Genomic DNA, 12,981 nt, shown 5'->3' with positions numbered 1-12,981 from the left:
AGCGCGGCGGGCTGGGGCCCGGGTCCGCCCGGTGGGGGCCCGGGCCCGCCCGGGCGGGCGGGGGCCCGGGTCCGCCCAGGCGGGCGTTCAGGCCCCCTCCCGTACCCCTCAGGCCTCCTGAGACCCCTCAGACCCCGCAGGCCCCTCCCGTACCGCCGCCGCGAGGGCCGCCAGGAAGTCGACCACCCCCGGCGGGCCCGGGACCGACAGGTCGGCGCGGTCGGACAGCTCCTGGACCTCCGACGAGCCGCTGCACACCAGCAGCCCCGGGGTGCCGTCCGAGCGGAGCTTCTCCACGGCCGCGAAGGCCGGCAGGTCGCCCAGGTCGTCGCCCGCGTACAGGACGGACCCGGCGCCCACCTCCCGTACGTACTCGGCGAGCGCCACGCCCTTGTCCATGCCCGGCGGGCGCAGTTCGAGGACCATGCGGCCGGGTTCGAGGACCAGGCCGTGCCGGGCGGCGAGGTCGGCGAGCGGGGCCCTGAGCGCCTCGAAGGCCGCCTGGGGGTCGCCGGCGCGGCGGGTGTGGACCGCGACCGCGCGGCCCTTCTCCTCGATCCAGGTGCCCGGCCAGGCGCCGACGCCGTCGAGGAAGCCGGGCAGCTCGGCCCGGACGGTGGCCACGCCCGGGTGGACGGCGGCGGCCTGGACGGTGCCGGTGACCGCGTCCCAGCGCTCGGCGCCGTAGTGGCCGAGGACGACGAGGTGTTCGAGGCCCGGGACGCCGGCGAAGCCGCCGTACCGCACGGCCACGCCCGCCGGGCGGCCGGTCACCACCGCGACCGAGGCGATCCTCGGTGCGAGGGCGGAGAGCGCGGGAACGGCGCCGGGGTGCGCGCGGGCCTGTTCGGGGTCGGGGACGATCTCGGCGAGCGTCCCGTCGAAGTCGAGGGCGACGACGGCGTTCTCCGGCCGGGCGAGAAGCGCGGCCAGGCCGTCGCGGCCTGCGGATGTGGTCGGGTGCGGAAGGCTGCTGACCATACGACGACCCTACCGACGCGGCCTCAGCGGCGCTGCTCCTTCTCCGCACGGACCCGGCGCAGTCGGTTGACCGTCACCGGGTCGTGCGCGAGGGCGCGCGGGTCGTCGAGGAGGGCGTTGAGGAGCTGGTAGTAGCGGGTCGCCGAGAGGCCGAGCCGCTCGCGTACGGCCCGCTCCTTGGCGCCGGGTCCCGGCCAGGACCGGCGTTCGAGCGCGAGCACGGCCCGCTCCCGCTCCCCGAGCCCGGTGTCCCCGCTCGGGGCGTCGTCGGGTCCGGGGTCGCTCACGTCGGTCATACGACCAACCTATTACTCCGGGCGCTCCTACTCCGCGCTCTCGGCCGCCGTCGCCTTGCGGGCGATCTCGCCGAGGACGTCCTCCGGCTTCGCGCCCGGGGTGACGGCCTTGCCGATGTTCTGCTTGATGCTGTCGCTGACCTGGGCCCAGGAGGTCTTGCCGACCGGCGGGAGCTGGGAGTTCGGCAGCTCCGTGAGGAACTCGCGGAGGTCCTTGTGCTCCTCGTCGTTCTCCATCCGGGAGTACGCGCTGACGGTCGGCGGCAGCAGGTCGTTGCCGCCCGCGAACTTCAGCACGTTCTCGTCGCTGAAGACGAAGTCGAGGAACTCGCCGATCCCCTCGCGGTGGCCGTTCTGCTTGAAGCCCATGATCCAGTCGGCGACGCCCATGGACGCCTTGGACTTGCCGTCCGCGCCGGGCAGCGCGACCTTGCCGACCTTGACGCCCTTCTTCTCGGCCTCCTGCATCAGCGAGGGGTGGCCGTTGAGCATGCCGACCTCGCCGCGCGAGAAGGCGGCGAAGGCGTCCTTGCGGTTGAGCTTCCCGGGGGCGACCGGGCCGGTGAGCTCCTTCTGGACCAGGTTCGTCTTGAGCCAGTCGAAGGTCCTGATGTTCAGGTCGGAGTCGATCCGGTAGCGGTCGGAGCCGTCGGTGTAGCCGTCGCCGCCGCTGAGCAGCCACATCATGGTCTCGGCCTGCGCCTCCTCCGGGCCGAGGGGCAGCGCGAAGGGGTACTTCACGTCCTTGTCCTTCAGCTTCTCCGCGGCGGCGGCGAGCTCGTCCCAGGTGGCCGGCGGCCTGCTGATGCCGGCCTTGTCGAAGAGGTCCTGGTTGAAGAAGAGCAGCCGGGTGGAGGCGGCGAAGGGCATGCCGTACTGGGCGCGCTTGTGCTCGCCCGCCTCGACGAGGGGGGCGAGGAAGTTGGCCTGGACGGGGATGGAGAGCAGCTCGTCGGCGGAGTAGAGCTGGCCGGCGGCGGCGTAGTCGGCGTAGGCGCCGATCTGGGCGATGTCGGGGGCCTGGCCGGCCTTGACCATCTCGGCGACCTTGCGGTCGACGTCGTTCCAGGACTCGACCTGGACCTCGACCTGCACGCCGGGGTGCTTGGCCTCGTAGGCGGCGGTGAGCTCGTCCCAGTACTTCTTGGTGGTGTCGCCGCCGTTGAGGTCGTAGTCGGCCGCGACGAGCTTGAGCGTCACGTCGCCCGCGGCTCCCTCGGTGAGCCCGCAGCCGGAAAGACCTGCCGTCAGTCCGAGCGCGGCGATCGTCGCGGTCAGTCCAATGAATCGCCGCTGCACAGCGTTGCCCCACCCTCTGCTCGTCGTCGAGCTGTGATTTTCACAGGAGAGGAAGCATAAGGTCTACACCACTTGGGTAGATCCTCGGTCTACAGGTGAAGATCTTGTGAAGTCCGTCGCCGCAGGTCGCGCGCGTCATCATTCGAATTTGTATCCCAGCGCAACAATATCGGCCAGTGGACTAGACCTTTCGGGCGTGCACGGGCGAGACTGTCCCCCGTGAGACACGTCATCGCCCTCGATGTGGGCGGCACCGGCATGAAGGCCGCCCTCGTCGGGGCGGACGGCACCCTGCTCCACGAGGCACGACGCGCCACCGGGCGCGAGCGGGGCCCGGACGCCGTGGTCGAGACGATCCTCGACTTCGCCGCCGAGCTGCGCGCCTACGGCCTCGAACGGTACGGCGAGCCCGCCGCGGCCGCCGGGGTCGCCGTCCCCGGCATCGTCGACGCCGCCCGCGGCATCGCCGTCTACGCCGCCAACCTCGGCTGGCGCGACGTCCCGATGCGCGCCCTGCTCAGCGAGCGCCTCGACGGCATCCCCGTCGCCCTCGGCCACGACGTCCGCACCGGCGGCCTCGCCGAGGGCCGGATCGGCGCGGGCAACGGCGCCGACCGCTTCTTCTTCGTGCCCCTGGGCACCGGGATCGCCGGCGCCATCGGCATCGCCGGCGTCATCGAGGCCGGCGCCCACGGCTACGCCGGCGAGATCGGCCACATCGTGGTCCGCCCCGGCGGCGCCGAGTGCGGCTGCGGCCAGCGCGGCTGCCTGGAGCGGTACGCCTCCGCCTCCGCCGTCTCCCAGGCCTGGGCCGCCGCCTCCGGCGACCCGAAGGCGGACGCCGCCGACTGCGCCAAGGCCGTCGAGTCCGGCGACGCCCGGGCCGTACAGGTCTGGCAGGAGGCCATCGACGCGCTCGCCGACGGCCTGGTCACCGCGCTCACCCTGCTGGACCCCCGCACGCTCATCATCGGTGGCGGTCTCGCCGAGGCCGGGGAAACCTTGTTCACACCACTGAGGGCCGCGGTGGAGGAACGCGTCACGTTCCAGAAGATGCCCGCCGTCGTACCGGCAGCCCTCGGGGACACCGCCGGATGCCTGGGCGCGGGCCTCCTCGCCTGGGACCTTCTCTCCCTCGACTCGGAGGTATCCGCCTGATGGCCGTATCCACAGTTCTCGCCGGAGCCCGTGTGGTGCTGCCGACCGGGGTCGTCGAGAACGGACGGGTGATCGTCGACGACGGTCGCATCGTGGGCTCCGCGCCCGCCGACGCGCCGTCGCTCGACCTCACGGGCCACTGGGTCGTCCCCGGCTTCGTCGACATGCACAACCACGGCGGCGGCGGCGCCTCCTTCACCTCCGGCACCGTCGAGGAGATCCTCACCGGCGTCCACACCCACCGGCTGCACGGCACCACCACCGTCGTCGCCTCCTTCGTCACCGGCGAGATGGACTTCCTCGGCCGCCGCGCCGGACTGCTCTCCGAACTCGCCGAGCAGGGCGACATCGCGGGCATCCACTTCGAGGGCCCGTTCATCGCCCCCTGCCGCAAGGGCGCGCACGACGAGACGCTGCTGCGCGACCCCGACCCGGCCGACGTCCGCAAGCTGATCGACGCCGCGCGCGGCCAGGCCAAGATGGTCACCCTCGCCACCGAACTGCCCGGCGGCATCGACTCCGTACGGCTGCTCGCCGAGCACGGCGTGATCGCCGCGATCGGCCACACCGACGCGACGTACGAGCAGACCGTCGAGGCCATCGACGCGGGCGCCACCGTCGCGACCCACCTCTACAACGCGATGCCCGCACTCGGCCACCGCACCCCCGGCCCGATCGCCGCGCTCCTGGAGGACGAGCGGATCACCGTCGAGCTCATCAACGACGGCACCCACCTCCACCCGGCCGCCCTGGAGCTGGCGTTCCATCACGCGGGGCCCAGACGGGTCGCGTTCATCACGGACGCGATGGACGCGGCCGGCTTCGGCGACGGCCAGTACATGCTCGGGACGCTGGCAGTCGAGGTGAAGGACAGCGTGGCGCGGCTCGTCGAGGGCGGCTCCATCGCGGGCTCGACCCTCACCCTTGACCGCGCGTTCAAGCGCGCGGCGACCGTCGACGGCCTGCCCGTCGAGTCGATCGTCCAGGCCATCTCGGCCAACCCGGCCCGGCTGCTCGGCATCGACGACCGCGTCGGCTCCCTGGAGCCCGGCAAGGACGCCGACCTCGTCGTGCTCGACGCCGACTTCGACGTCAAGGGCGTGATGCGCCGGGGCAGCTGGGTGGTTGAACCCAAGCTGGCGTGATATCGCCCCGACAGACGCAAGGCGGTTGGCCGAGGGACTGGGCCAACCGCCTTCTGTTTGGCATGATCGGGGCGCGTTCCAGGCGCGTTGCGCGGCTGTTCTACGAACTTTCGACGAGGTACGGGGGTACGGCAGGTGATTCTCACGGTCACCCTCAACACGGCGCTCGACCTCACCTACCGCGTCCCCGCCCTCGTCCCGCACGCCTCCCACCGCGTCACCCAGGTCATCGAACGCCCCGGCGGCAAGGGCCTCAACGTGGCCCGCGTCCTCGCCGCCCTCGGCCACGAGACGGTCGCCACCGGCTTCGCGGGCGGCTCGACGGGCGAGATCCTCCGCACCCACCTGGCGGGCGGCCCCGTCGTCGACGCCCTGATCCCGACCGCCGGAACCACCCGCCGTACGGTCGCGATCGTCGACACCGCCACCGGCGACACCACCCAGCTCAACGAACCGGGCCCGACCGTCACCCCCGCCGAGTGGTCGACGTTCACCGCCCACTACACCGACCTCCTCGCCGACGCCGACGCGGTGGCCCTGTGCGGCAGCCTCCCGCCCGGCATCCACGTCGGCGCCTACGCGGAACTGGTCCGGCTCGCCCGCGCCGCCGGCGTCCCCGTCCTCCTCGACACCAGCGGCGAGCCCCTGCGGCGCGGCATCGCGGCCCGCCCCGACGTGGTCAAGCCCAACGCCGACGAACTCGCCCAGCTCACCGGCTCCCGCGAGCCGCACCGCGCCACCCGCGACGCCCGCCGCCGCGGCGCCCACGCCGTGGTCTCCTCCCTGGGCCCGGACGGCATGCTGGCCGCCACCCCGGACGGCCTGTGGCGCGCGACCCCACCGGCCCCGGTCAAGGGCAACCCGACGGGCGCCGGCGACTCGGCCGTCGCGGGCCTGCTTTCGGGGCTCGTCGAGAAGCTCCCGTGGCCGGAACGGCTGACCCGCGCGGTGGCCCTGTCGGCGGCCACCGTCCTCGCCCCGGTGGCGGGCGAGTTCGAGCGGCTGGCGTACGAGGAGCTGCTCACGCGCGTGACGGTGACGGAGCAGCCGGCGGCGGCGTAGCGAAGCGAGAAGCCCCCGGCGGAGCCGAAAGGTCCGACGGGGCTCACGGCTGCCGTCTTCCTGACGGGGCGCCACAAAAACAGCTCCACGCGCGAAGATGATCGGACCGCATGCGCGATGTGAGGATGTGGGTGAGTTGATCGATCGCGAAGGAGAGTCGGGATGAGCGGCCAACTGGAACTTGCCGACGCATACGAAATGATCTATTCGGCGGCGTCGCGGATGATGTGGCAGGAGCAGAACCGCGTATGGCGCCTGGACAGTCTGGGCGGGGGATGGTCGGAGGAGCGCCGTGCGGCGTGGCGGGAGTTGGAGGCGGCACTGGCTGTCTCCGAGGGTCCCGCGCCGCAGGCCGGGGAGCCGTCGGATCCGACGCGGCATCTGATCTCCCGGCGTGCCGCGGGACCTGTCGACCGTCCGATCACCTTCGCGGAGGCGGTGGCGGAGTGGACGGCCCGGATGGCCGCAGACCCGGGCCCGTACGAGACCCGGAGGGAGCCGGTTCTGGACGAATACCTGGTACCGGGGCGGGCGGTGGTCATGCCTGAGGGTCACATGATGACGCTGACCGGGCCGTTCGGTGACATGGTCAACCGGCTGGCACCCGGCCGGCCCGCGGTGAAGGTCGCCGGGGACACGGCGGAGCTGAGCCGACTGGTGCACGTCGCGGCCGACGAACTGCGGGCGGCGATGGGCGCGAACGCCCCGACTCCGCACCCGGTCGGGACGGTCAGCGTGGCGCGGGTGTCCCACCGGCCGTCCGACGTGGACGACCTGCGGACGCGGTACGACGCACTGTTCCGGGCGGCCCAGCGCGCATCGGAGAACATGCCCACCCTGCAGTACATGCGGGAAACGGGGGATGCCTCGGTGAGCCCATTCACGACGAAGGCGGCGCAGGACGTTCAGGATCTGCTGGCCGGGCGGTCGAGGGTGTTCTGGCGGGAGCGGCACGAGCTGATCGACCCGAGCGTGCACACGACCGCAGGAGTGCAATGGCCCGACGGCCAGCCGACTCCCAGACCGGTCGGAGCCAGGGCTGAGTTCTTCGCCCGCAGTGCGGAGCTCGGACGGAAGCCGAGGCCGCCGCACCCCGGAGAGGTCCGCATCTTCCGCGAGAAGGGGGACCCGGATCACGTCGCCATCTCGGCCGTACGCGCGGGAATTCTGGCGGAGATCCTCGACGAGTACGCGGCGAGGATCCACCCGGGTGCGGAATCCGGCATCATGCACCTCTCCGCTTTCGACCTGACGGACTTCATTTCCGAGGGAATCGGCCGCGAACTCCGGGAAACCTACGGCTTCTGAAGCGGGACGAGCGGTGATAGAGGAATACGGGGGAACCAATGGCTGAAGAGCGGTACAACATTCTCGTCGTGTCGGACAACAGCGGCAGAGGTGCGGGGGGTGTCGAGGTCTTCAACCAGGAGATGGCCGAGGCTCTCGCCCGCCACCACAACGTCACGTTGTTCACGGCCAACCCTGAAATGCCCCAGCACGAGGGCATACAGAGGGAGGTGAAGACGCAACCCCCGCCGGGCGTGGAGGGACGGGACTGGATCGAGCAGCTCGCCGGCCAGGAACCCACGGCGCATGGGCTGGAAGACCCGGCGGGCCGACCCTACGACATCATCATCGGGCACTCGCGCTTCTCGGGACCGGCCGCTGCCGAGCTGCGGGAGAACTGGTACCCGGACGCGCGCATGGTGCACTTCCTGCACACAAGCCCCGAAAGGCTTCCGTTCTTCAAAGGAAAGACCCTCGAAGAGGCGAGGGAAAAGGCGGCCCATGACTCTGCGATCGAACGTGAAACCATGGCGCGCGCGGACGTCGTGGCCGGAGTCGGACCTCTCCTGTCGGAAGCGAGCAGACAGCTTTCCGCTGAAGGTACGCATCTTCCACATTCCCATGAAGTAATCCCGGGCACCCGAATTTACGATCCGGTGCAGCACGACCCCGCACCGGAACGACTGAACCTCTTGCTCATGGGTCGGGTTGCCGACCCCCTCAAGGGCGTGGACGACGCCGCCATCGCGGTGGCCTTGCTGAACGAAGCCGGCGTTTCCGTCAACCTCACCATCCTCGGTGTCAAGGATGAGGAATTGGCCGATGCGAGGGACAGACTCGCAGAGCTCAGTGGCGGGAACGCGACGGTCAAGGGCCGCACGAGCAACGTCGAAGAGCTCAACGAGGAGATCAGGAACTCACACGCGGTGATCATGCCCTCGAAACACGAGGGTTACGGCATGGTGGCGGCCGAGGGGCTGGCCCACGGAGTCCCCGTACTGGTCAACGAGGAGAGCGGCGCCGCGCTGTTCTTCCAGGACCCCGATCGCGTTTCGCCGGAGATCGGGCAGCGGTGCGTGGTTCCCGAGCCGACCGACAACACCCCCCGTTCAAAGGCATGGTTCACGGCGATCACCCAGCTGCATCAGGAGCTCCCCCAGCGCCAGGCCGATGCCCTCTACCTGCGGGAAGTACTGCAGCAGTACTCCTGGGACCACGCCATGCAGGCCTTGGTCCAGGCGACCATGGAGCAGACGCCGCTGCCGGAGCGCGGCCCCGAGATGATGGTCACCGCGCAGGAGCGTGACGCGGCCCGCACGGTCCAGGGACCGGACGGTCAGGTCCTCAGGCCCGAGGCGCCGGAACAGGAGCAACAGGCGCCGGCGCAGGCGGTGATCGGGGCGCAGCGGGAGGGACCGAGGCAGGAGGCTCCGGGGCAGGAAGCACCGACGCCTCAACAACCCACGGCCCAGCAACCCGTGCCGCAACAGCCCGCGCCTCAACAACCGGCGCCGCAGCAGCAGACGCCTCAACAACAAGCGCCACAACAACCCGCACCGCAGCAGCCGACGCCACAGCAGCAGGCGCCTCAACAACCCGCGCCAGAAGCCCCCCGCCCCGGTTGGCAGGCAGGTTTCGCGCACAACCGGCCCGCCACCGAGAGCGCCCCCCGTACCCCCGCGCCCGAGCAGCCCGCGCCCGAGAACCCGGCGCCCTCCTGGCAGAAGGGCTTCACACTCAACCAGCCCGGCGCCGCCGGTCGGCGTGGTCCGGCCGCCCCCGCGCCCGGTGCCGGACAGAGCGGTCCGGGACGGTCCGGGCCCGAGCAGCAGCCGCCGCAGCCACCGCAGCCGCCGACTCCCCGCGGCAAGGACGGGATGGGCATGTGAAAGGGCGCCGGGGTGGACGTACGACTCGTCCACCCCGGCGCCCGATCCGCGTGCGCTACGACCTCACAGCGTGCTGATCTTCACCCAGTCGAAGATCACGTCACACTGGTTCCCCTGCCCGCAGGAGAGCATGATCGTGTTCTTGCCCTTCTGGAGCGACACCTGCGACCAGGTCGTCTGCCAGTTCTTCTCCAGGTTCGGGTCCGACGAGCCGATGAAGTTCTTCAGGTTCATCGGGTTCGTGTTCGCCTTGCCGTTGACGGTCACCGTGGCGTTGGCGTCCTTGGCCGGGATCGCGTACCGGACCGACATCTTGTAGTCACCGGCCGCGGGCACCTCGGTCTCCCAGGTGACGGACGAGCCGACCGCGTTGAAGCCGGTCACGTAGGCGCCGCCGACGCCCTCCGCGCCCTTGATGTCCTTGGCGAGCAGCGCCGAGCCGCCGAGCTTGAGCGTGGCCGCGTCCTGCTGCGGCAGCGGGGCCTGCGACGGCTCCGTGCTGGGCTCGTCGGACGGGTCCTCCTGGACCTGGGTGGAGCCACCGGTCGGCTTGCCGCCCGCGGTGCCACCGTTGGTCTCGTCGCCACCGGTGTTGGTGATCACGGCGGCCGTGATGCCGATCACGACGACCAGGACGACCGCGATCGCGCCGATGAGCAGACCCTTGGTGTTCGGTCCGCGACCGCCGCCACCGCCACCGCGCTGGTGCGGGATCGGCGACTGACGGGTCTGCGAGCCACCGGGGTACGTCTCGGGCGCGGCGTACTGCGGGTGCGGCTGGCCGTATCCGGGCTGGTGCGGGACCTGCTGCCCGGGCTGCTGCCCGTACCCGCCGGGCGCGCCCTGCGCACCCTGGCCGTACTGCTGCTGACCGCCGTACTGGCGCTCGCCGACCGTTCTGACCTGGTTGTACGAGGTTCGGGGCACACCCGGCTGCGCGGCCGGGCCGGGGTAGCCGTAGCCACCGGCCTGACCCGGCGGCTGGGCGCCCGCCGCCTGGCCGTCCGCGTACAGGTAGCCGAACGGATCGTCGTCCTCGGGCGTGTTCGCGCCGTCGTTACCGGCAGCCATCCCTGGTCACTCCTATCCATGCTCGCCAGCCGTCGCCGACCGGCCGAGCCTACCCCGAACGGGGAACCCGACGATCCGGACCTTGACAGGCGAGGGTTCCCCGCACCTCTATCCCGCGCGGCGGTGAACCTTGGCTCGGGACCGCTTCTCGACGTACATCCGCTGGTCGGCGGAGTTCAGGACCTCTTCGACGGTCATCCCGCACTCGGCCCAGCCGATGCCGAAACTCGCCCCGACCCGGACCGCCCGCCCGTCGACCCGGATCGGCGGAATGATCGCGTTGCGGAGCCGCACCGCCAGGTCGGCCGCGTCGGCCGCGCCGAGGCCGTCGGCGAGGACGACGAACTCGTCCCCGCCGAGCCGGGCGACGGTGTCCCCGTCACGTACGCCGGTGGTGAGCCGCCGGGCGACCTCGATGAGGACGGCGTCGCCGGTGTGGTGCCCGAAGCGGTCGTTGATCGACTTGAAGCCGTCGAGGTCGCAGAAGAGGACCGCGAGCCCCTTCGTACCGTCGTCGATGTCACCGCCGGCCGGGGCCGTGGTGTGGACGTGATGGTCGTACGGGCCGCCCGCGCCGGGCCCGGCGTCGAAACCGAAGCCGTGCTCGTGGCCGTACGGGGTGTCGTAGTCGGCCTCCGGCGTCGCGTTCGGACGCTCGCAGAGCCGGGCGCTGAGCCGCGAGCGCAGCTCGGCGCTGTTGGGCAGGCCGGTCAGGGCGTCGTGCGAGGCACGGTGGGCGAGCTGGAGCTCGTGGCGCTTGCGCTCCTCGATGTCCTCGACGTGGGTGAGGAGGAAGCGCGGCCCGTCGGCGGTGTCGGCGACGACGGAGTTACGGAGCGAGACCCAGACGTACGTCCCGTCGCGGCGCCCGAGGCGCAGCTCGGCGCGGCCGCCCTCGGCGGAGGTGCGCAGCAGAAGCCCTATGTCCTCGGGGTGGACGAGGTCGGCGAAGGAGTAGCGGCGCATCACGGAGGCGGGCCGGCCCAGGAGGCGGCAGAGGGCGTCGTTGGTGCGCAGCAGCCGGCCGTGCTGGTCGCCGCCCATCTCGGCGATGGCCATGCCGGAGGGGGCGTACTCGAAGGCCTGCCGAAACGACTCTTCACTGGCGCGCAGGGCCTGCTGCTCGCGCTCCAGGCGGACGAGTGCGCGCTGCATGTTTGCTCGCAGCCGGGCGTTGCTGATCGCAATCGCCGACTGGGAGGCGTACATCTGCAGGGCTTCCTGACCCCAGGGCCCGGGGTGCCTGCCGTTGCGCGGCCGGTCGACGGAGATCACGCCGAGCAGTTCGCGGCCGGAGCCGGACGCGTACATGGGGGCGTAGAGGCGGTCGTGGGGGTGCCACTCGTCCTCGAAGCGGGGCGCGGGGCCCTCGGTGTGCCACTGCGGGACGTCGTCCTCGATGAGGACCCAGCCCTCGGTGTGCGGGATGAACCGCAGGTCGCCCCAGGCGACGCCCATGGCGAGGCGCCGCTCCCAGGAGGCGCGGGAGCCGACGCGGCCGGTGATCAGCGCTTCGGCGGCGGGGCTGCCGGCGAAGGCGGCGACGACGAGGTCACCGTCGGGGCGGACGAGGTTGACGCAGGCCAGCTCGTAGTTGAGACCGGCGACGATGCCGTCGGCCACGGTCTGCAAGGTGTCCGCCAGACTGCGGGCTGTATTGAGGTCGGCCACGACCTGATGCAGCTGCCGCAGGGTCGCAAGACGGACGTACGGCTCCGACTCGGTCTCCATCGCTCGCTCTCCCCGAGACCTCGACAGCAACTCCAGGGGTTCTCATCGGCTCTTGTGCTGCATTGTCTCCGCCACTGAATCACAGCGAGCTGTGCACCCGGTACACAGGGTCAACAAATACTGTGCTCTGTGACTCAAGTCACAAGGGGCGCGCGGGGGTCGGGGGCGCACGGCGGACCGTGATTCTCCACTCCTTCCGCACTTTCCTGAACGCAAAGCGAACACGTCCGTACGGCCCCGGGGCCGTAGGTCCTAGGACCGGCGGGGGTGCTTGGCCTGGTCCCGGGGTCCGATGTAAGGGGGCGTGCGCCGGGGCTAGCGTGCGAGTGTGCTGACGACGACGCCTTCCCCGCCCCCCACCTCGGATCTGGCGATCCCTCATGCTGAGGGGGTGAGCAACGACGAGTTCCGGGCGGCGATGTCCCGCCTCGCGGCGGGCGTGGTCCTGGTGACGGCCCATGACCCGGACGACGGCCCGCGCGGCGAGGACGTCGGAATGACGGCGACCGCGTTCATGTCGGTCTCCCTGGACCCGCCGCTGGTCCTGGTGAGCCTGCGCAACGGCTCCCGCATGGACGACCTGCTGGCCGAGGTCCCGGTGTGGGCGGTCTCGGTCCTCTCCGAGCACCAGCGCCAGATCGCGGGCCGCTTCGCGATGAAGGGCCGGGTGAGCGACCGCCTGCTCTTCGCGGACGTCCCGTTCACCCGGGGCGAGGAGAGCGGCGCGCCGCTCCTGACGGGCGCGCTCGCGACGCTCGAATGCCGTACGGAGAACCGCGTGGTGGCGGGCGACCACACCCTGGTGGTGGCCCGCGTCCTGACGGCGACGGTCCCGACGGCGACGGAGGACGCCCCTCTGACGTACTTCCGGGGCAAGTACCGCCACTTGGGGTGAAGGGGTGGGCGCCTGGCGCGAGCGTACGCAGGGCGCGGAGGCGCGGGAGCCATGGCAGGGGGGCGGCACGTGCGCGGGGTGCGCGGGGCGCGGGGTGCGCGGGGGCATGGCGGCTAGGTGCGCGGGACGCGGGTGCGCGGGAGCCATGGCAGTGGGGCGCGGGTACG

11 protein-coding genes are annotated in these 12,981 nt (G+C 71.5%); 6 read left to right on the top strand and 5 right to left on the bottom strand.

Translation table 11 applies throughout. The annotated features are described in order from the left end of the window. Positions 1-108: 108 nt before the first annotated feature. Genes otsB through ACGFYP_RS15715 form a run of 3 tightly spaced genes read right to left on the bottom strand, consistent with a single transcriptional unit; the run spans position 109 to position 2,576 of the window. Positions 109-981 carry a trehalose-phosphatase gene (gene otsB / locus ACGFYP_RS15725; RefSeq protein WP_393492769.1) on the bottom strand — a complete coding sequence of 291 codons (873 nt, stop codon included), beginning with the start codon at positions 979-981 and terminating at the stop codon, positions 109-111. Between the two features lie 23 nt (positions 982-1,004). Beyond that, positions 1,005-1,277, bottom strand: coding sequence for a DUF3263 domain-containing protein (locus tag ACGFYP_RS15720; RefSeq protein WP_361960513.1), 273 nt, complete (start codon positions 1,275-1,277; stop codon positions 1,005-1,007). A gap of 27 nt (positions 1,278-1,304) precedes the next feature. Beyond that, entirely contained in the window at positions 1,305-2,576 is a 1,272-nt protein-coding gene (locus ACGFYP_RS15715) for an ABC transporter substrate-binding protein (RefSeq protein WP_393492764.1), read from the bottom strand. Between the two features lie 219 nt (positions 2,577-2,795). Between ACGFYP_RS15715 and ACGFYP_RS15710 the strand changes: the two genes are divergently transcribed. The 5 genes from ACGFYP_RS15710 to ACGFYP_RS15690 all read left to right on the top strand — a co-directional run bounded on the left by ACGFYP_RS15710 (position 2,796) and on the right by ACGFYP_RS15690 (position 9,117). Further along, positions 2,796-3,734 (top strand): ROK family protein, encoded by a 939-nt coding sequence (locus ACGFYP_RS15710; RefSeq protein ID WP_393492762.1) that lies wholly within the window; start codon positions 2,796-2,798, stop codon positions 3,732-3,734. Next, positions 3,734-4,879, top strand: coding sequence for an N-acetylglucosamine-6-phosphate deacetylase (nagA, locus tag ACGFYP_RS15705; protein ID WP_393492759.1), 1,146 nt, complete (start codon positions 3,734-3,736; stop codon positions 4,877-4,879). Before ACGFYP_RS15710 ends, nagA begins: the two co-directional genes overlap by 1 nt. 135 nt (positions 4,880-5,014) lie before the next feature. Beyond that, positions 5,015-5,941, top strand: a complete 927-nt coding sequence (locus tag ACGFYP_RS15700; protein ID WP_393492756.1) for a 1-phosphofructokinase family hexose kinase — start codon at positions 5,015-5,017, stop codon at positions 5,939-5,941. 162 nt (positions 5,942-6,103) lie between these two features. Beyond that, the gene (locus tag ACGFYP_RS15695) at positions 6,104-7,249 is read left to right on the top strand and encodes a hypothetical protein (protein WP_393492753.1); all 1,146 of its coding nucleotides are present in this window, start codon (positions 6,104-6,106) and stop codon (positions 7,247-7,249) included. Between the two features lie 38 nt (positions 7,250-7,287). Beyond that, positions 7,288-9,117, top strand: a complete 1,830-nt coding sequence (locus tag ACGFYP_RS15690) for a glycosyltransferase family 4 protein (RefSeq protein ID WP_393492749.1) — start codon at positions 7,288-7,290, stop codon at positions 9,115-9,117. A gap of 63 nt (positions 9,118-9,180) precedes the next feature. Here the strand turns inward: ACGFYP_RS15690 and ACGFYP_RS15685 are convergent, their stop codons facing one another. Beyond that, positions 9,181-10,188, bottom strand: a complete 1,008-nt coding sequence (locus ACGFYP_RS15685) for a CBM35 domain-containing protein (protein WP_393492746.1) — start codon at positions 10,186-10,188, stop codon at positions 9,181-9,183. A 108-nt stretch (positions 10,189-10,296) separates the two neighbouring features. Beyond that, a complete protein-coding gene (gene cdgB / locus ACGFYP_RS15680) occupies positions 10,297-11,919 on the bottom strand; it encodes a diguanylate cyclase CdgB (RefSeq protein WP_393492742.1) in 1,623 nt (540 codons plus the stop codon). A 328-nt stretch (positions 11,920-12,247) separates the two neighbouring features. Here cdgB and ACGFYP_RS15675 point away from each other — a divergent pair, with 328 nt between their 5' ends. Then, positions 12,248-12,814: a flavin reductase family protein gene (locus tag ACGFYP_RS15675; RefSeq protein ID WP_361960495.1), complete on the top strand. Its 567-nt coding sequence runs from the start codon at positions 12,248-12,250 to the stop codon at positions 12,812-12,814. Positions 12,815-12,981 lie beyond the last annotated feature (167 nt).

This window comes from Streptomyces sp. NPDC048370 (assembly GCF_043200825.1).
In the GTDB taxonomy this organism is placed as follows: domain Bacteria; phylum Actinomycetota; class Actinomycetes; order Streptomycetales; family Streptomycetaceae; genus Streptomyces.
This window is presented reverse-complemented; position numbering and strand designations above follow the sequence as displayed.

Coding starts and splice junctions, on each gene's coding strand:
- otsB (WP_393492769.1), bottom strand. CDS start 981: ATGGTCAGCAGCCTTCCGCACCCGACCACATCCGCAGGCCGCGACGGC.
- ACGFYP_RS15720 (WP_361960513.1), bottom strand. CDS start 1,277: ATGACCGACGTGAGCGACCCCGGACCCGACGACGCCCCGAGCGGGGAC.
- nagA (WP_393492759.1), top strand. CDS start 3,734: ATGGCCGTATCCACAGTTCTCGCCGGAGCCCGTGTGGTGCTGCCGACC.
- ACGFYP_RS15695 (WP_393492753.1), top strand. CDS start 6,104: ATGAGCGGCCAACTGGAACTTGCCGACGCATACGAAATGATCTATTCG.
- ACGFYP_RS15690 (WP_393492749.1), top strand. CDS start 7,288: ATGGCTGAAGAGCGGTACAACATTCTCGTCGTGTCGGACAACAGCGGC.
- ACGFYP_RS15685 (WP_393492746.1), bottom strand. CDS start 10,188: ATGGCTGCCGGTAACGACGGCGCGAACACGCCCGAGGACGACGATCCG.
- cdgB (WP_393492742.1), bottom strand. CDS start 11,919: ATGGAGACCGAGTCGGAGCCGTACGTCCGTCTTGCGACCCTGCGGCAG.